The organism is Vagococcus elongatus, assembly GCF_003987645.1.
Classification (GTDB): domain Bacteria; phylum Bacillota; class Bacilli; order Lactobacillales; family Vagococcaceae; genus Vagococcus_A; species Vagococcus_A elongatus.
In genome coordinates this window covers 1-17,318 of record NZ_NGKA01000007.1, presented here as the reverse complement: position 1 = coordinate 17,318, position 17,318 = coordinate 1, and the positions used below count along the sequence as shown (strand labels likewise).

Below are 17,318 nucleotides of genomic sequence, written 5' to 3'. Positions count from 1 at the left end.
TGAAGCTGGCCTAACAGTCTAGTTTTGCAGGATTTTTTTATTTTGAGTAGTATTTTTGTTTTCTCGTAAGACTACGCATTAACAAACTAAGGGTTTTGTGGTATCTTGTAGAAAGAACATATTTTTTTAAGGTCAACTAAGTTTTTTGGCCTTTTGTTAGTAACGGTTTTTCAAAAATATGAATGAGAAAGAACAGGCAAAGGTGAACAAGATGAGCAAAAATAAGAATACAAATAAGAACACAGAAATAGAAGTCAAAGAGTTTGAAATAAATAAAGAGGGGAAACTTATCCCATGTTACGAGTTAAAAGTCGGTAAAAAGATTATTGGGACATTAGAGGAAACAGAACCTAAAAAGATTTCCGTGATTATGGACGGGGAAACGGCAATGGTTGTCAAGACAGTGGAAGAAGGTATTGAAGCCGTTATCCGCCAGTGGAATTTATTTCAATAATTTTTATTTTGCACTTGATTTTTTTTAAGGAATTGCGTATGATATAAAAGTCGGCAATAATGCCGACATCTTATGGAGGGGTAGCGAAGTGGCTAAACGCGGCGGACTGTAAATCCGCTCCTTCGGGTTCGGCAGTTCGAATCTGCCCCCCTCCATTTTCGTTATTGGGCTATAGCCAAGCGGTAAGGCAACGGACTTTGACTCCGTCATTCGTTGGTTCGAATCCAGCTAGCCCAGTCAAATTATACGCTGTGTTCCCATGGGAATGCAGTTTTTTTATTATCTTAAAAGGGGTGAGACGACATGCAGTTGAAGAAAATGCAAAGCAATATTTATAGACAATATGCTTTACTTAAAAGAGGATTGGAGCAGCGTTCAGCCACAATAGAAACAGAATTTTGCGAAAAGAATCAAAAGTTGACAACAAACAGCAACGATCGCAGCGATCGGTTGAAGCAAGTCATCAAATGGCAAGCGAAAGGCCACTAGAAATTTGAAAAAGACATTCTGAAAAGAGTGTCTTTTTGATTTGTCAAGGAAAGGCTCAAAGACTAGTATCTTGAAATGGATAATGTTAGAATAATAGAGAACTATGTGACAGGAGGAAAGATTATGTCAGAATTTGTGACGATTCAACAATTGGTTAATGAACTGCAGCTGGAAGTGTCTTCTGGTGCAGAGAATTTAGATAGAAAAATATTAACAAGCGATATTTCAAGACCGGGGTTAGAGCTGACTGGATATTTCAGTTACTATCCATATGACAGATTACAGTTATTCGGCAGGAAAGAAGTTGCTTTTTCAGAACGTATGACGCCGGAAGAACGTCTGATTGTTATGAGAAGGTTATGTACCGACGAAACGCCGGCAATAATTTTTGCCCGAAGCATCGAACCTACAAAGGAGATGGTTCAAGCTGCAAATGAAAGAAACATTCCCGTTCTGGTCTCTTCGTTGACTACCTCGAGAATTTCAGGGGTCTTATCTAATTTTATCGAGGGTCATTTGGCTCCTCGAACATCTATCCATGGTGTTTTGATGGAAATATATGGATTGGGAGTGCTGATTCAAGGAGACAGCGGAATCGGAAAAAGTGAGACTGGTTTGGAATTAATCAAAAAAGGCCACCGCTTAGTTGCAGATGATCGCGTAGATGTTTATCAAGAAGATGAACGGACTGTCATCGGCGAACCGGCACGAATTTTAGAACACATGATGGAAATCCGAGGCATCGGGATTATTGACGTGATGAATCTTTATGGTGCCAGTGCGGTACGTAACAGTTCGCAGGTCCAATTGGTGATCCAGCTTGAACATTGGGCGCCGGATAAAAAATTTGACCGTCTAGGCGGTGCCGCAGAGACTGAGCGGATCGCTAATGTAGATATTCCTAAAATTTCAATTCCAGTAAAAACTGGACGTAACGTGGCAATCATTATTGAAGTAGCGGCAATGAACTTTAGAGCCAAAACGATGGGTTATGATGCAACGAAAAAATTTGAAGAAAATCTTACTAACTTGATTCAAATGAATTCTGAAACTTGAGCATAGAAAGAGGGAATTAGAACTTATGTTATTGGCACAAATTAACGATGTAGCATTTAAACTGTTTGGTCTTGAGATTAAGTGGTACGCCATCATTATTGTTTCAGGCATTATTTTAGCTGTCTGGCTGGCCAACAGAGAGTCTAGACGCCTAGGTTACGGTGAAGATGACATTATTGATTTTATGCTTTGGGCATTACCCTTGTCCATTGTAGGGGCAAGACTTTATTATGTCATTTTTGACTGGGAAATATACGTTAACAATCCGCTGCAAATTTTTAATTTACGCAGTGGCGGATTGGCCATTTATGGAGGATTGATTGCTGGGGCGCTGGTCGTTTACTACTTTACTCAAAATCGTTATTATTCTTTCTGGAAATTTTTAGATATTGCGGCACCCAGTGTTATTATTGGGCAAGCCATCGGACGTTGGGGAAATTTTACCAACCACGAAGCGTACGGTCCGAAAACTACGGAGGCTTTTTTAAGAGGCTTGCATCTGCCGAATTTTATTGTAGAGAATATGTATATTGATGGTGCTTTTCGGCACCCGACATTTTTGTATGAAAGTCTGTGGAGCCTGGCAGGTTTTGCGATATTATTATGGCTGCGTTCCAGAAAAGATTTATTGCTTCAGGGGGAAGTGTTTTTCAGTTATATCATGTGGTATTCTTTTGGACGCTTCTTTATTGAAGGGTTAAGAACTGACAGTCTTTATTTGTTTGGAGAAATCAGAGTGTCACAGTTATTATCCCTCATTCTTTTTGCAGGGGCTCTAGGCATGATGATTTACCGGAGAAAAGTGGTAAAACCTCCTTATTATAATTTAAGAGGGGTGAGATGATGGCAAGTGTTCAAACAGTGCTGTTTGATTTTGACGGCACTCTGGCGGATACAAATCATCTGATCGCCCAGTCTTATCTCCATGTCTTTGAAAAATATCTGCCGGGACGTTTTCAGACGGAAGAATCTGTGAGACATTTCAACGGTCCTTCTCTTGAAGAAGTTTTTTCCGAATTGTTACCTGAGAAAACAGATGAGATGGTAGCAACATATCGGGAATTTAATCATGAAAAGCATGACGACTTGATTCAAGAATTTCCCTGCGTAGAAGAAGTGCTTGGAAAACTAAAAAAATCAGACATACGACTGGCGGTAGTGTCAACTAAGAACAGTTTTATTTTAAAAAGAGGTTTGGAAGTGTTGAATATCCAAAATTATTTTGACCTGATCTTAGGCGGCACAGACTATCAAAAAGTCAAGCCCGATCCTGAAGCGCTCCATCTTGCCATGACAAAGTTGTCTTCTAGTCCAGCTGAAACTATTATGGTTGGGGACAATCCCCAAGATATCGAAGCTGCTAACCGGGCAAAGGTTCGGGGGATATTCGTTGAGTGGTCTCATAAGACATTGGCAGAAGTGAAACCTTACAAACCCTATCAAACGGTCAAAAGTATGGTAGAATTACAGGAGTGGATTACTTTACAAAATAACGGAGGTAGAGAATGAAGCAAAAAATTGCCGTTTTAGGAACTGGTTCATGGGGATTGGCTTTAGGGAATACTTTAGTCGAAAATGGACATGATGTCACACTTTGGGGCAGAGAAACCGATCAAGTGGAAGAGCTTCAAAAGCACCACACGAATAAAGCTTATCTGCCTGATATAGTTTTCCCCAAAGAATTAAAAGCAACAACTGATATGGCAGAAGCGATAAAAGGTGCGGATGCTGTTTTATTTGTCGTACCGACAAAAGCTATTCGAGAAGTGGCGATTCGATTTAGAAAATTGTGCCAGAATCAGCCGGTTATCATCCATGCCAGTAAAGGGTTTGAACAAGAAACGCATTTGAGAATTTCTGAAATATTGGCTCAGGAAATACCTGAAAATATGCGACGGGATATCGTTGTTCTCTCGGGTCCAAGCCATGCCGAAGAAGTGGCAGTAAAAGATATTACCACGATTACAGCAGCAAGCAAAAATCTTGAATGGGCAGAGTATGTTCAACAATTATTTATGAATGATTATTTTAGAGTGTATACAAATGATGATGTGATAGGTGTTGAAACAGGCGCTGCCTTAAAAAATATCATCGCTCTTGGCGCTGGTGCGATTCACGGTCTTGGCTTAGGAGATAATGCTAAAGCTGGGATAATGACTCGGGGATTAGCAGAAATCACCCGCTTAGGCGTGGCCATGGGAGCAGATCCTCTTACCTTTATCGGTTTGAGCGGCTTTGGAGATTTAGTCGTTACTTGTACCAGTATCCATTCGCGGAACTGGCGTGCCGGAGATATGTTGGGAAAAGGCTATTCAGTGGATGACATCCTAGCTACCATGGGAATGGTTGTTGAAGGCATCTCCACTACAAAATCTGCTTATGAGCTCGCGGAAGAACTAGGTGTAGAAATGCCGATAACTGAAGCCATCTATCAGGTGGTTTACGGCGGGAAAAAAGCAGAAGAAGTGATTCAGGATATGATGTTGAGAGATAAAAAATCGGAAAAAGAATTCTAAAAAAAATCAGTAGAAGGAGTATGAGATGAACCAACGTGTAAAAAAAGCGATTATTCCAGCTGCGGGTCTAGGTACCCGATTTTTACCGGCAACGAAAGCAATGGCCAAAGAAATGCTGCCGATTGTGGACAAGCCGACGATCCAATTTATTGTTGAAGAAGCATTGGAGTCAGGGATTGAGGATATTTTGATCATTACAGGAAAAGCAAAACGCCCGATCGAGGATCATTTTGATGCTAACTTAGAACTGGAAATGAATTTGAAAGAAAAGGGGAAAACTGATTTACTGGCAAAAGTGGAAGCCACCACTGGTTTAAACTTGCATTTTATGCGTCAGTCTCATCCAAGAGGTTTAGGACATGCCGTTTCCCTAGGAAAAGCTTTTGTCGGTAATGAGCCGTTTGTGGTGATGCTGGGTGATGATTTAATGTCTGACAAAGTTCCTTTGACTAAACAGCTGATTGACAATTATGAACAAACCAAAGCTTCAACTATCGCCGTGATGGAAGTTCCTAATGAAGATACTTCAAAATACGGCATCATCAATCCTGAGCAGATGGTAAAAAAAGGATTGTACAATGTGAAAAATTTTGTTGAGAAACCTGATCCAAAAGATGCTCCAAGTAATTTGGCAATTATTGGCCGTTACTTGTTGACGCCAGAAATTTTTGAGATATTGGAAAATCAGAAACCCGGTGCCGGAGATGAAATTCAATTGACCGATGCCATCGACACGTTGAACAAGACGCAGAGAGTTTTTGCCCATCAATTCACCGGCAAGCGCTACGATGTGGGTGATAAATTTGGTTTCTTGAAAACAAGTATCGAATATGGTTTAGAGCATCCGGAAGTAAAAGACCAATTACGTGAACTTATCATCAGTATGGGGAAAGAATTGGAAGAACAGGATAATAAAAAGAAATAATAAAAACTTTCTAACTTTTTGGCTGAAACCAAGTTCAAAAGTTAGAAAGTTTTTTGATTTATCTATAATGATATTCTCGTTGTGTGTTTTGTTGTTTTCGATGACTAGTGTAGCGGTAACTTGCTTCATCCCATAGCATGATTAATATGAGAAAGATAGGGACGACGATCAAGAAGGCTGTTTTCAAACCTAAGTTGCCAAGAAAAATACCTATCAACAATACAAAAAATAAGAAAAATAATCTTCTAATGCTTGTCATTTTTTCATCCTCCTATACAAGAACATCTGTTCTGTTTTCATTATACAAACAAACGTTCGCTTTGTAAAGAAGTTTTTAAAAGTTTTTTAAAAGAAACTACGGTACAATCCCACTACTTTTCCTAGAATCGTGATATTATCAAGGATAATCGGCTCAAGAAAGTCATTTTCGGGTTGAAGACGAAAATAATTTTGTTCTTTGTAAAAAGTTTTGCACGTGGCTTCTTCCTCATCGGTCATAGCAATCACCATTTCACCATTAGAGGCGTGGGTTTGTTTGCGGACGATAACATAGTCCCCATCAAAAATTCCTGCATTAATCATACTATCACCACGGATTTTTAACATAAATAACGGGCGGGATTCATTTTTAAATTCTGGCGGGATAGGAAAATAATCAGAAGCTTCTTCTACCGCTAAGATAGGCTCCCCTGCGGTCACCGTTCCTAAAACAGGCATGACATCAGCTTGTATGCCCAAGAAATTCAAGCCTTCAGGTGTGACTTCAATCGCCCTAGGCTTTGAAGGATCTCGTTGCAGAAGTCCTTTCTTTTCTAGTCGGGACAGATGTCCGTGCACAGTCGAAGTAGAAGAAAGATTGACGGCTTCACCTATTTCTCTAACGGTCGGTGGATAGCCGCGTTTATCCACTTCTTCATATATGTATCTTAAAATTTTGATTTGTCTATTTTCTTTTTGCGTAGTCAACTCATCGCCTCCTATAAAGAGTAGTTACAAAGAAAGTGTAGCATACTCTTAATGACAAATCAAACAAGTGTTCGCTATTTTTTATGGCATTGTTTTTTTGGAGTTGTTTCGTTAAAATAAAGAAGAGTGAGGAGGAGTAGATTTATGCTGTCAAAAGAAAAATTAGCCCGAATCAATGAATTAGCTAATCAAGCGAAGACAGAAGGGCTGAACCAAGAAGAAAAAGAAGAACAAAAGAAATTAAGGGAAGAATATCTGGCTGCTTTCCGTGGTGGAATGAGACATCATATCGAGGGAATGAAAGTTATCGATAAGGAAGGAACAGATGTGACGCCGGAGAAATTGAAAAAGATTCAGAAAGAAAAAAAATTGCATGGAAGACATGAAAAATAAGTTATACTTAAAAGTATCAATAATTTCATTGCTATTCAGACGTAAAAGTAGTAAAATGCTAATAAAGGTAAAAAAAACCTAAATCAGGAGGATGATTATTTTGTTTGACAAGATTGACGAACTCGGTGTTAATACACTGCGCACTCTAAGTATCGATATGATTCAAAAAGCAAATTCAGGACATCCAGGATTGCCAATGGGAGCAGCCCCAATGGCCTATGCTTTGTGGACAAAGCATCTGAAAGTGAACCCAACAACTTCTAGAAATTGGGCCGACCGGGACCGTTTTATTTTATCTGCCGGACATGGTTCAGCGTTACAATACAGCTTGCTTCATTTAGCAGGTTATGATGTGACTATTGAAGATTTAAAAGAATTTCGCCAGTGGAATAGTCGCACGCCTGGACATCCAGAGGTTCATCATACAGACGGAGTAGAAGCGACCACAGGCCCATTAGGTCAAGGTATTGCGATGAGTGTTGGATTTGCGATGGCTGAAGCTCATCTAGCTGCAACGTATAATCGTCCAAACTTTAAAGTTGTTGACCATTATACGTATGCTATTTGCGGCGACGGAGATTTGATGGAAGGAATCTCTCAAGAAGCTATCAGCATGGCTGGTCATATGAAGTTAAACAAATTAATCGTTTTATATGATTCAAATGATATTTCTCTTGATGGTGATTTAGATAAATCATTCAGCGAAAGCGTTAAAGGACGGCTAGAAGCTAGCGGTTGGCAACACATCCTTGTGGAAGACGGCACAGATTTGGCTGCTATTTCTAAAGCTATTGATGAAGCAAAGGCAGAAACAGGCAAACCAACTATGATTGAAATTAAGACTGTGATTGGTTTTGGTGCCCCAAATCAAGGTACTAGTAAGGTGCACGGTGCGCCATTGGGAGCTGAAGGTGCAGCAGCAGCAAAGGCCGCTTATGGTTGGGAATATGATCTGTTTGAAGTTCCGGCAGAAGTAAAGGAACGTTTTAAAGAAGAAATAGTGGTCAAAGGACAAAAAGCTGAAGCTGAGTGGGATCAGTTGTTCCAAGACTACAGTGAAAAATATCCTGAACTGGCACAACAATTTAAAGACGCTTTTGCTGATAAATTGCCGGCAGATTGGGATAAGGAAATGCCTGTCTATCATGAAGGAGACGGAGAGAAGGCTAGCCGTGTCACCAGTAGTGAAATGATTCAGGCTTTGGCAAAAACTATTCCTAATTTGTGGGGAGGTTCTGCTGATTTATCTGGCTCTAATAATACAATGATCGCCGGTGAAAAAGATTTCGAGCCTGGAAGTTATGAAGGCCGCAATATCTGGTTTGGTGTTCGGGAATTTGCTATGGCAGCAGCGATGAACGGTATTGCTTTACATGGGGGAACAAAAGTATACGGAGGGACGTTCTTCGTCTTTGTGGATTACTTGCGCCCAGCCGTTCGTTTAGCAGCCATTCAAAAGGCTCCAGTAACTTACGTCTTGACTCATGACTCTGTGGCTGTTGGTGAAGACGGACCGACTCATGAACCGATTGAGCAATTGTCAAGCTTGCGCAGTATGCCAAATGTCAATGTTGTTCGCCCGGCAGATGGTAATGAAGTGCGTGAAGCGTGGAAATTAGCTGTTCAGTCAACGGATCATCCGACCGTGCTAGTTTTGACACGCCAAAATCTGCCAGTATTGCCGAAGACATCAGAATTAGCTGCTGAAGGAGTTTCTAAGGGAGCATATATCGTTTCTCCTGCTAAGGGAGCCGTTCCATCAGGTATTCTGATTGCTACCGGTTCTGAAGTTGCTCTAGCGGTAGAAGCTCAAAAAGCTTTGGCTGAAAAAGGTGAAGATGTGTCAGTCGTGTCTATGCCTAGCATGAAATTATTTGATGCACAGGATGCTGCGTATAAGGAAAGTGTGTTGCCAAAAGCAGTCACTAAACGTCTATCTATTGAGATGGGTGCTAGTTTCGGTTGGGAACGTTATGTGGGATTAGCTGGTGCTTCGCTAAGCATTGATAAATTTGGTGCTAGTGCTCCTGGCGGTACAGTGATTAAAGAATATGGCTTTACAGTTGAAAATGTTGTCAATATTTTTAATCAAATCGCTGAATAACTAATAGTAATTTTGCAAAGGAGAGTTGTTCTAAACGGACACTCTCTTTTTTGTGGCCTTATCTGTTTGTTTAGTATTTGGCGGTGTGCTAAAATAACCATGTTAGGTTATAGAGAAGCGGAGGAACCCCATGAGTAAAAAAGAATTTATTAGTAATATTATTTGGCTTGGCGGTTTAATAATTGTTCTTTTTGTGGTGAGGCGTTTTGTAATGTCTCCGGTGGCAGTCTCGGGAGACTCGATGGTGCCCACACTGGAAGACCGGCAACGTGTGATTCAGTTTAAGATGTCTGAAATCAAGCGTTTTGACATTGTCACATTTCCTGCACCAGATCAGCCAGATCAAAATTATATTAAGCGCGTTATCGGTTTGCCCGGGGACAGTCTATCTTTTAAAAATGATGAACTTTATATTAATGGTGAAAAAATAAATGAATCCTATTTGGATGATGTGAAATCTGACATGCAAGATGGGGTCGTGTATACGGCTTATCGAACAAGTGACGGGGAAATGCTGACCGACTTTACCTTAATGGATATCGAAAGTGTGAGAGTTGACGTTATACCTGAGGGCAAGGTTTTTGTATTAGGGGATAACCGTCCGATTTCTAAGGATAGTCGTTACATCGGATTGATTGACCTGGAGGATATCACAGGAGATGTGAAATTCAGATTTTGGCCGATTTTCATCAAAGATGAAGACTCAGGCAAATTGGATATAAAAATTGGAACTTTAGACTAACTGTTGAAATTGATAAAAAGATAATCTGTCTGATTGGACAGATTATTTTTTTTATCTTCTTTATGCTAAACTAAAGGAGAAATCTTTTTGGAAGGAGCACCTTTATGTCATTGAAATTTTTCTTTGGACCGGCGAGAAGTGACCATACGACACCATTGTTAAAGCAGGCAGTGGAATGGTTGGAAAAAGATCAGAAACATCAAGTATTTTATATCGTACCCAATCACGTGAAATTTGAAGCAGAAGTTCATGTGCTGGACAGCATCCGAAAATTAAATCAGCAAGATAATTCTCAAACCTTGGCGACGATGAATTTGCAGGTGTTTAGTTTCACCCGTTTAGCTTGGTATTTTTTGCAATACACTGGTTTGTATAATGGGAAGCAGTTAAGTGATGCAGGCAAGCACATGGTATTGAGAACTATCTTGAGGGAAGACAATGAAAATCTGTTGGTTTATCGTGGAGAAGCGGAGCATTCCGGCTTTATCCAACAACTGGCTGATTTTTTTCAAGAGCTTCATCAGGGGAAAATCATGGAAGAAGACCTGCTTTTGCTGGCGGAACAGACAGAAGAAGCAGATTTTAAACGCAAGCTGGAAGATCTTTCTTTGATTTACCAGCGCTATTGCCAGTTTTTATTTGATAATGATATCAATGAAATGGATATATTAAGTCATTTAGCTGAGTATTTGCAATCAAAAGATTTGTCGCATGTGCAGTTTATTTTGACTGGTTTTACAAGACTGACCGCTCAGGAGCAAGAGTTGATTCAGGTCCTCATGTCAAAAGCGGGCAATCTGGTAGTGGATTTACCGTTAGATCAAGGCTATGTAGACCAGCCGCCAAAACCTTATGAGCTTTTTTATGACAGCGGCTCCTTGTATCACTCCTTGTATCACTGGGCTAAAAATGCCGGCATACCTATAGAATTAGATGAAAGACTTCCCTTTGAAATAACAGATGATCTGGCACTGTTGGATGTTTTTTGGCGTGACAGCCAGAAAGTCAGCCGTCAAAAAAAAGAACTTCCGGCCGCTTCTCAAGGAAATATCAAGATATGGCAGGCGGAAAATCCACAGGCAGAAGTTGAGCATGTTGCCAAAGAAATTCGCCGATTAGTGTCTAGCGGGCACTATCGCTACCAAGACATTGAGGTGTTGACTCGGGATGCCCAACTATACAATGCGAGAATCACACCGGTGTTTAATGCGCACGATATCTCCTTTTACTTAAATGAAGATTTAATGATGACCCATCATCCCTTAGTAGAATTTCTTGATGCTCTTTTTGCAATTGATAAAAGGTACTATCGTTATACGGATGTGATGCGTTTTTTAAGAACAGAATTATTTTTACCAAAGATGGACGGTCAGCTAAGTATTGAACAATGGCTGGCGGTACGTGATGACTATCGTGAGAAGGTCGACCAAACGGATAACGTTGTTTTGGCGTACGGTTATGAAGGAACAAACTGGGTCCGTGAAAATGATTGGGAATATGTCACGTATATCCAAGAATCATCAGAGGATGAAGAGTCTCTCGATGCCATTGCCGAAAGAATTTCCAATGACGTCCGCCGTGATATTCGTGATGATTTGGTTCCTTTTTATCAAAAAATGAAACAGGCAAAGACTGGCAAAGAGGGAGCGTATACTTTGTATCAGTTTTTAGTAAATACTGGGGTGGAGCAGCAGCTGCTTTTCTGGCGGGACTATTATATTCAGCAAGGAGAGTTGGAGGAGGCAAAGATTCACGAGCAGACATGGCAGGCCTTTGTAGCATTGTTGGATGAATATGTTGAAATTTTGGGGGAGCGTTCTTTTGACTTGGCGGAATTTGAAGAGATTTTAGCTTATGGGTTGGAAGGGACGACTTACAGCAAGGTTCCTACCACACTTGATCAGGTGAAAGTATCAGCCTTGGACAAGGTCCATGCCAAGAAAAATAAAGTTACTTTTATTTTAGGTGCCACCGATCAAGTTTTGCCGGGGAAAACGGAAAATACTACCTTGCTTTCTGATCAGGAACGGGGCAACGTGGCAGAAGGGCTGCAGGAAGGACAATTTTTATTGCTTACGGGCAGCCAGTCCATGCATCAAGAGCCTAATCTAGCTTATTTAGCATTTTTATCCAGCAGTGAGAAGTTGTATTTGACCTATCCAATGAGTGGAGAAAAGGGAAGTACCGGGAGAATCTCTCCCTATGTTGCTAGAATTGCGGAAGGTTTGAAGATTGCCATTGAGGAAAAACATTTTATGCCTTCTCTCGATACATTTGAAGAGTCATTTGTTGGTAATTATCAGACACTTGTCGGTACGCTGGTTCAGCTGAAGCGTCAGAGCATGGATGAGGGCAAAGAGATACCTTACCAATGGGGACAACTGGAAAAAAGTTTATTTAATCGGGGAGAGACTCAGTCCATCCGATTGGCACAGAGTGTTTTCCGCAGTTTGAATAAAAAAAATATTCCAGAAACTTTGGCACCCTCACTTGTGTCTGATTTGTATGGGGAGACGTTGTATGGCTCAGTCTCAAAAATCGAACGATTTTATCAGTGTGAATACAAATATTTTCTGACCTACGGGTTGCGTTTGAAAGAGCGGGAAGTTTTCGAATTAACACCGGCTGCGGCTGGAGAATTTTTCCATGATACTCTCGATGCTATTTTTAAAGTATTAATCGAAAATAACTTGTCTCTTAGCCAGTTGAATGAAACTGAATTGAATAAAATCGCTGATCAAGTCCTGACAGAGGTATTGGATCATAGTAAATTTATGATTTTGAGCACGTCTAATCGCATGAATTATATACGCTATCAGCTGATTCAAACGATAAAAAGAGTCAGCTGGGCGTTGCGGGAACAAAGTAAGCGCACAGGCTTGACGACAGCCCAAACAGAAGTGATTTTTGGGGAAATTGCTCAGGAAAAAGGACTGGCAAGTTTGGAAATTCCCCTTTCTGATCAAAGACAGATAAAAATCAGAGGGAAAATCGACCGTTTGGATGTCGTAAGAACCGAAGAAGGCCCTTTTATTTCAGTGGTAGACTACAAATCAAGCGCTCATAAATTTAGTTTTCAAGATGCTTATTTTGGACTTGCGATGCAGATGATTACTTACTTAGACGTTGCTATGATGAATGCGGTCCAGCTGGTAGGGACCGAAAAGGCAAAATTAGGCGGCGCTTTTTACTTACACGTTAAAAATCCGCGGTTAAAAGAAGGGATACCTGAAGATCAGCTGCTTGAGTCTATGTTGAAAGAGTTTCGTTACCAAGGCTTACTGTTGGAAGACGATAGTTTTATTGAACAGTTAGATAAGACAGTAGGGCCTCAAGAAACTTCAGCCGTCTACCCTTACAATATTTTGAAAAACGGTTCGGTCCGCTCTAACCAGTTTGTGACTGGGGATGATTTAGAATTGCTCAGAGGTCACAATCGTGAGCTGTTCAGTAAAGCAGGAGAGAATATTTATGCTGGGAATATCAGATTGAATCCTGCCTACAGGGAGAAAATCAGGATTGCTTGTCAGTACTGTCCTTTCCGCAGTGTGTGTCAGTTCGATCCTATGTTAAAAGAAAACAACTATCATCGGCTGGAAAAAATGAAAAAAGATGATGTCATTGATCGAATCAAGTTTAATTTGAAAGGGGAGGTACAGGAATGATGAGTGGCAAACTACCATTAAAACCGGAACAAAGCCACTTTACAGATGGACAGTGGCAGTCCATTTATGACGGCGGCAGTAATCTGCTGGTTTCCGCTTCGGCAGGATCGGGGAAAACCACAGTTTTAGTTCAGCGTGTCATTGAAAAAATCAAAAGCGGAGTGGACATCGACCAGCTTTTGATTGCAACTTATACAGAAGCAGCGGCAAAAGAGATGAAAGAACGTATCTTAACTGCTGTTCAACAGGCAATTACCGAAGAACAAGATGTAGAACAGCAGAGACACCTGGTCAATCAAATCAGTAAAATCCCTGCGGCGCCAATTAGTACATTACACGCGTTTTGTTTACAGGTAATTCGCAAGTACTATTATTTGATTGATATTGACCCGGTTTTTCGCTTATTAACCGATGAAACAGAGATGTTGTTGTTAAAAGAAGATGTTTGGCATGAACTCAGAGAAGAACTTTATGGGGAACAGGAAGAATGGTTTTATCCTCTGACAGAAAACTTTTCTGGCGACCGCAATGATGAAGGCTTTTCTCAGTTGATTTATTCTTTATACGAATTTTCAAGAGCTAATCCTGAGCCGAAAAGATGGCTTGATGGGTTGCTGGCTTTGTATCAGGGGGAGGAACAGCTGGCGGACACGATGGTCTATAGAGAGTTTATCCGCCCCAATATGCTGCAAGTCATAAGTGAAAGAATTGAACAAGGATTCTCGGCAGTATCTTCTCTAGAGGGAGAGCCTGAATTAGCAAAACCTTTGGCTATTCTACAAGATGAAGTGGCGATTCTTGAGCAGATTTACGAGCTGATTTCAGCTGAAAAGCTGGAAACCTGTCATGAGATGCTGAAACAGGTTGAATTTCAAACTTATCGCGGTCCGGGGAAAAAAGCAGATGATGTCATCAAAGAAGCATTTGAAAGTACAAAAGCTATCCGCAATCAAAATAAAGAGTATATCAACGAGATGAAGTCTGGCTTCTTTGGGATAGCGCCTGATGCACATCTGACGATATTGAAACGATCAAAATTTTACATAAAAAATCTTTCAGAAGTTGCGGACTTGTTCGATAAAGCTTACACAGCTAAAAAACAAGAGAAAAAAATATTGGATTTTAATGACTTGGAACACTTGACATTGCGGATTTTAAGGAAAAAAAGCGGTGATGATTGGGAAGCATCTGAGGCTAGTTCTTTTTATCGCAAGCAATTTAAAGAAGTACTGGTGGACGAATATCAGGACATCAACCAGCTTCAGGAAAACATATTATTTTGGCTGCGCAGTCCTGAAAAAGAGGATGGCAACTTTTTTATGGTCGGTGATGTAAAGCAGTCCATTTACTCTTTTCGTTTGGCTGATCCTACCTTGTTTATCGAAAAATACAATGCTTTTGCCAAGGGAGAGGGCGGAAGGCGTATCGTTTTAGCTGAGAATTTCCGTTCCAGAGGAGATGTCTTAGCGTTCACCAACTTTGTTTTTACTCAGTTGATGGATGTTTCAGTGGGACAGCTGGATTATGATGATCAGGCGAAGCTGGTTCATGGATTTAAAGCTTTCCCGAAAACAGACGATTTTAAGACTGAGGTGCTGATTTTTGAAAATGACGGATTAGAAAACTCAGAAGAAGATGTATCAGAAGATGAGGTTTCTGAGGACTTCGTTATTGATGATAAGACTGAAGGGGAAATTCGAATCATCGGGAATAAAATTCGTGAACTGAAGCAAAATGGGTTTCAAGTATATGATAAAAAAGCAAAAGAAATGCGCCCATTAGCGTATCGGGATATCGTGATTCTGACACCGACTAAAAAGAATAATTTAGTAATTTTAGATATTTTGAGTGAGTTGTCGATTCCTTTGTACGTCAATGATACGCAAAATTATTTTCAGGCAACAGAAGTGAAACTCGTGATGGCGTTGTTAAATGTGATTGACAATCCTTATCAGGACATTCCGCTGGCAGCAGTTTTACGTTCACCAATCGTTGGCTTGGGAGAAAACGATATGGCACGGATTCGCTTGCAGCGTCAAGCAGGGAACTATTACGAAGCTCTGAAAAGCTTCTCAAAAATGAACACCGAAAAATTTTCTGATGAGGAAAAAAATTTGCAAAAGAAAATACATTATTTTGAGAAGCAATTGGCAGGCTGGCGGGAATTGGCACGGCGCAAACAACTGGTGGATTTAATCTGGAAAATTTATCAAGACACAGGATTGATTGATTATGTTGGAGGATTGCCGTCAGGGAAACAGCGTCAGGCTAATTTGCATGCTCTGTATGAACGGGCGATGAATTATGAAAACAGCAGTTTTAAAGGTCTTTTCCAATTTGTCCGGTTTATCGAAAAAATGCAGCAAAAAGAAAAAGATTTGGCTGAACCGAGTTCAATTGGCGAAGATGAAGATGCCGTCCGTGTGATGACGATTCACGCTTCAAAAGGGCTGGAATTTCCGGTAGTGTTCATTATGGATTTGAATCGCCGCTTTAATTTGAAAGATTTAAGGCAGCAATATATTTTTGATGAAAAGCTGGGTGCCGGGATAAAATATATCGAGCCTTTGACAAGAGTTGAATATGAGAGCTTACCTTATCAAACGATTCGTGAGGAGAAACGTAAGAAACTTCTGGCAGAAGAAATGAGAAAACTGTATGTTGGGTTGACTCGTGCGGAAGAAAAATTGTTTCTTGTGGCTTCATATAAAAATGAAGCTGATACGTGGAAGAAGTGGTCCAAAGCAGCTGAGATAAAAACAGAAGTTTTGTCCGACCAGTTGCGGTTAGGCGCCCAATCTTTAATGGATTGGCTAGGGATGACTTTAGTTCGCCATGAGAACTTAAAAGAAAACATGGAGGAACATGTAGAAGACTATCAGCAAAAATTTGATCAGAGTGCCGTTGATTTTTCGGTGGAATTCTTTGACTTGGATAAAATCAAGCAGACAGAAGCTGAAGCAACAACGAATGCTGCCAGTATAGAAAAACCGGAGATGGTTACTAATAATCAAACGGTGGAGGAACAACAGCAATTAGCTGAAAGCATCAAAGTCCTGACCTTTGAGTACCCCTATGAAGTGGCTGCACAGACGGCAAGCTACCAGTCGGTGTCAGAAATCAAGCGGGTATTTGAAGATCCTGATAACACCACACTATTGCCAATCGAATTTGTCAATGGGCATGGGAGAATCAAGCATCGCTTCGCTGAGGAAAAGTTGGCGACACCAAAATTTTTATCTGAGACAGAAGAGGTTTCATCTGCCGATATTGGAACGGCAACACACGTGGTGCTGCAGCTCCTGACTTTGGCTCACCCGCCCACAGTAGAAGATATCCGAAATCTCATCAGCAAGCTCGTCACCAATCATTCGATAGCCCAAGAGGTGGGGGAAAAAATCGATGCAGAACATCTGCAGAGATTTTTTGAGACACCATTTGGCAGTTATTTGATAGCCAATCAGAAGTTTGTCTCAAGAGAACAGCCATTTTCTATGCTGATTCCGGCTAAAGATATTTTTGAAGAGTTTCCTGAGGGAATCGATGACCGTTTGTTAGTTCATGGAATCATCGATGGTTACATTGAAACCTCGGAAGACTTGATTTTATATGATTTCAAAACAGATTATCTACCAGAAAATTATATAGATGCTGACTTGAATAAAATAAAACAACGTTATCAAGGACAATTACAGCTTTATAAAAAAGCCTTGGAGGCAGAAAAAAAACGTCCAGTCACTGAGGTCAAACTGATTCTTTTGCAACAACATTTAGTGCTTGAGATGACATAGGTTGCTACTGGATTTGAGGGAAAGATAAATAAAGCAGAAGGAAGAAAATCTTTATGTGATTTTCTTCCTTCTGCTTTTATAATTAAAGATCCTGAATTGTAAAATTAAGTTAGAAAAATAAAAACAGTCATTTGTGGTACACTCAAATTGTATTTCCGACCAAAGAAAACAAGGAGTGAGCCACAAATGACCTACAAACATCTTACCATAGACGAAA

The 17,318-nt window shown here is 40.4% G+C and carries 14 protein-coding genes and 2 tRNA genes; 14 read left to right on the top strand and 2 right to left on the bottom strand.

All coding sequences use genetic code 11. The features are described 5' to 3' along the window. Nucleotides 1-211: 211 nt before the first annotated feature. The 9 genes from CBF29_RS05610 (at nucleotide 212) to galU (ending at nucleotide 5,440) form a co-directional block, all read left to right on the top strand. Entirely contained in the window at nucleotides 212-454 is a 243-nt protein-coding gene (locus CBF29_RS05610; protein ID WP_170169999.1) for a DUF2969 family protein, read from the top strand. A gap of 74 nt (nucleotides 455-528) precedes the next feature. Further along, nucleotides 529-609, top strand: a tRNA-Tyr gene (locus CBF29_RS05605). A gap of 10 nt (nucleotides 610-619) precedes the next feature. Further along, nucleotides 620-691 (top strand) — tRNA-Gln (locus CBF29_RS05600). A gap of 66 nt (nucleotides 692-757) precedes the next feature. Further along, entirely contained in the window at nucleotides 758-943 is a 186-nt protein-coding gene (locus CBF29_RS05595; protein WP_126808290.1) for a hypothetical protein, read from the top strand. A gap of 123 nt (nucleotides 944-1,066) precedes the next feature. Continuing rightward, nucleotides 1,067-1,999, top strand: coding sequence for an HPr(Ser) kinase/phosphatase (gene hprK / locus CBF29_RS05590; protein WP_126808288.1), 933 nt, complete (start codon nucleotides 1,067-1,069; stop codon nucleotides 1,997-1,999). 25 nt (nucleotides 2,000-2,024) lie between these two features. After that, complete coding sequence (lgt, locus tag CBF29_RS05585; protein ID WP_126808284.1) at nucleotides 2,025-2,843, top strand: prolipoprotein diacylglyceryl transferase; 819 nt, start codon at nucleotides 2,025-2,027, stop codon at nucleotides 2,841-2,843. Further along, on the top strand, nucleotides 2,840-3,508 hold the full coding sequence (ppaX, locus tag CBF29_RS05580) for a pyrophosphatase PpaX (protein WP_245987282.1): 669 nt from the start codon (nucleotides 2,840-2,842) through the stop codon (nucleotides 3,506-3,508). The genes lgt and ppaX overlap by 4 nt, the downstream gene beginning before the upstream one ends. Continuing rightward, entirely contained in the window at nucleotides 3,505-4,515 is a 1,011-nt protein-coding gene (locus tag CBF29_RS05575) for an NAD(P)H-dependent glycerol-3-phosphate dehydrogenase (protein WP_126808282.1), read from the top strand. Before ppaX ends, CBF29_RS05575 begins: the two co-directional genes overlap by 4 nt. A gap of 25 nt (nucleotides 4,516-4,540) precedes the next feature. Next, nucleotides 4,541-5,440: a UTP--glucose-1-phosphate uridylyltransferase GalU gene (gene galU / locus CBF29_RS05570; protein ID WP_126808280.1), complete on the top strand. Its 900-nt coding sequence runs from the start codon at nucleotides 4,541-4,543 to the stop codon at nucleotides 5,438-5,440. Between the two features lie 58 nt (nucleotides 5,441-5,498). Here the strand turns inward: galU and CBF29_RS05565 are convergent, their stop codons facing one another. Together CBF29_RS05565 and lexA are read right to left on the bottom strand one after the other, a co-directional pair. Next, the gene (locus CBF29_RS05565) at nucleotides 5,499-5,699 is read right to left on the bottom strand and encodes a hypothetical protein (RefSeq protein WP_126808278.1); all 201 of its coding nucleotides are present in this window, start codon (nucleotides 5,697-5,699) and stop codon (nucleotides 5,499-5,501) included. Between the two features lie 86 nt (nucleotides 5,700-5,785). Then, a complete protein-coding gene (lexA, locus tag CBF29_RS05560) occupies nucleotides 5,786-6,406 on the bottom strand; it encodes a transcriptional repressor LexA (RefSeq protein ID WP_126808276.1) in 621 nt (206 codons plus the stop codon). A 144-nt stretch (nucleotides 6,407-6,550) separates the two neighbouring features. Between lexA and CBF29_RS05555 the strand changes: the two genes are divergently transcribed. From CBF29_RS05555 to addA, 5 genes are all read left to right on the top strand, one after another. Next, nucleotides 6,551-6,799 (top strand): DUF896 family protein, encoded by a 249-nt coding sequence (locus CBF29_RS05555; RefSeq protein WP_126808274.1) that lies wholly within the window; start codon nucleotides 6,551-6,553, stop codon nucleotides 6,797-6,799. Nucleotides 6,800-6,899: 100 nt separating this feature from the next. Next, nucleotides 6,900-8,903 (top strand): transketolase, encoded by a 2,004-nt coding sequence (gene tkt / locus CBF29_RS05550; protein ID WP_126808272.1) that lies wholly within the window; start codon nucleotides 6,900-6,902, stop codon nucleotides 8,901-8,903. A gap of 130 nt (nucleotides 8,904-9,033) precedes the next feature. After that, nucleotides 9,034-9,645 (top strand): signal peptidase I, encoded by a 612-nt coding sequence (gene lepB / locus CBF29_RS05545; RefSeq protein WP_126808270.1) that lies wholly within the window; start codon nucleotides 9,034-9,036, stop codon nucleotides 9,643-9,645. 104 nt (nucleotides 9,646-9,749) lie between these two features. Next, nucleotides 9,750-13,310, top strand: coding sequence for a PD-(D/E)XK nuclease family protein (locus CBF29_RS05540; RefSeq protein WP_126808267.1), 3,561 nt, complete (start codon nucleotides 9,750-9,752; stop codon nucleotides 13,308-13,310). Then, nucleotides 13,310-17,101: a helicase-exonuclease AddAB subunit AddA gene (addA, locus tag CBF29_RS05535; protein ID WP_126808509.1), complete on the top strand. Its 3,792-nt coding sequence runs from the start codon at nucleotides 13,310-13,312 to the stop codon at nucleotides 17,099-17,101. Before CBF29_RS05540 ends, addA begins: the two co-directional genes overlap by 1 nt. Nucleotides 17,102-17,318 lie beyond the last annotated feature (217 nt).

What these genes read in the sequence shown, in the direction of transcription:
- CBF29_RS05610 (WP_170169999.1), top strand. Translation starts at nt 212, where the DNA reads ATGAGCAAAAATAAGAATACAAATAAGAACACAGAAATAGAAGTCAAA.
- CBF29_RS05595 (WP_126808290.1), top strand. Translation starts at nt 758, where the DNA reads ATGCAGTTGAAGAAAATGCAAAGCAATATTTATAGACAATATGCTTTA.
- hprK (WP_126808288.1), top strand. Translation starts at nt 1,067, where the DNA reads ATGTCAGAATTTGTGACGATTCAACAATTGGTTAATGAACTGCAGCTG.
- lgt (WP_126808284.1), top strand. Translation starts at nt 2,025, where the DNA reads ATGTTATTGGCACAAATTAACGATGTAGCATTTAAACTGTTTGGTCTT.
- ppaX (WP_245987282.1), top strand. Translation starts at nt 2,840, where the DNA reads ATGATGGCAAGTGTTCAAACAGTGCTGTTTGATTTTGACGGCACTCTG.
- CBF29_RS05575 (WP_126808282.1), top strand. Translation starts at nt 3,505, where the DNA reads ATGAAGCAAAAAATTGCCGTTTTAGGAACTGGTTCATGGGGATTGGCT.
- galU (WP_126808280.1), top strand. Translation starts at nt 4,541, where the DNA reads ATGAACCAACGTGTAAAAAAAGCGATTATTCCAGCTGCGGGTCTAGGT.
- CBF29_RS05565 (WP_126808278.1), bottom strand. Translation starts at nt 5,699, where the DNA reads ATGACAAGCATTAGAAGATTATTTTTCTTATTTTTTGTATTGTTGATA.
- CBF29_RS05555 (WP_126808274.1), top strand. Translation starts at nt 6,551, where the DNA reads ATGCTGTCAAAAGAAAAATTAGCCCGAATCAATGAATTAGCTAATCAA.
- lepB (WP_126808270.1), top strand. Translation starts at nt 9,034, where the DNA reads ATGAGTAAAAAAGAATTTATTAGTAATATTATTTGGCTTGGCGGTTTA.
- CBF29_RS05540 (WP_126808267.1), top strand. Translation starts at nt 9,750, where the DNA reads ATGTCATTGAAATTTTTCTTTGGACCGGCGAGAAGTGACCATACGACA.
- addA (WP_126808509.1), top strand. Translation starts at nt 13,310, where the DNA reads ATGAGTGGCAAACTACCATTAAAACCGGAACAAAGCCACTTTACAGAT.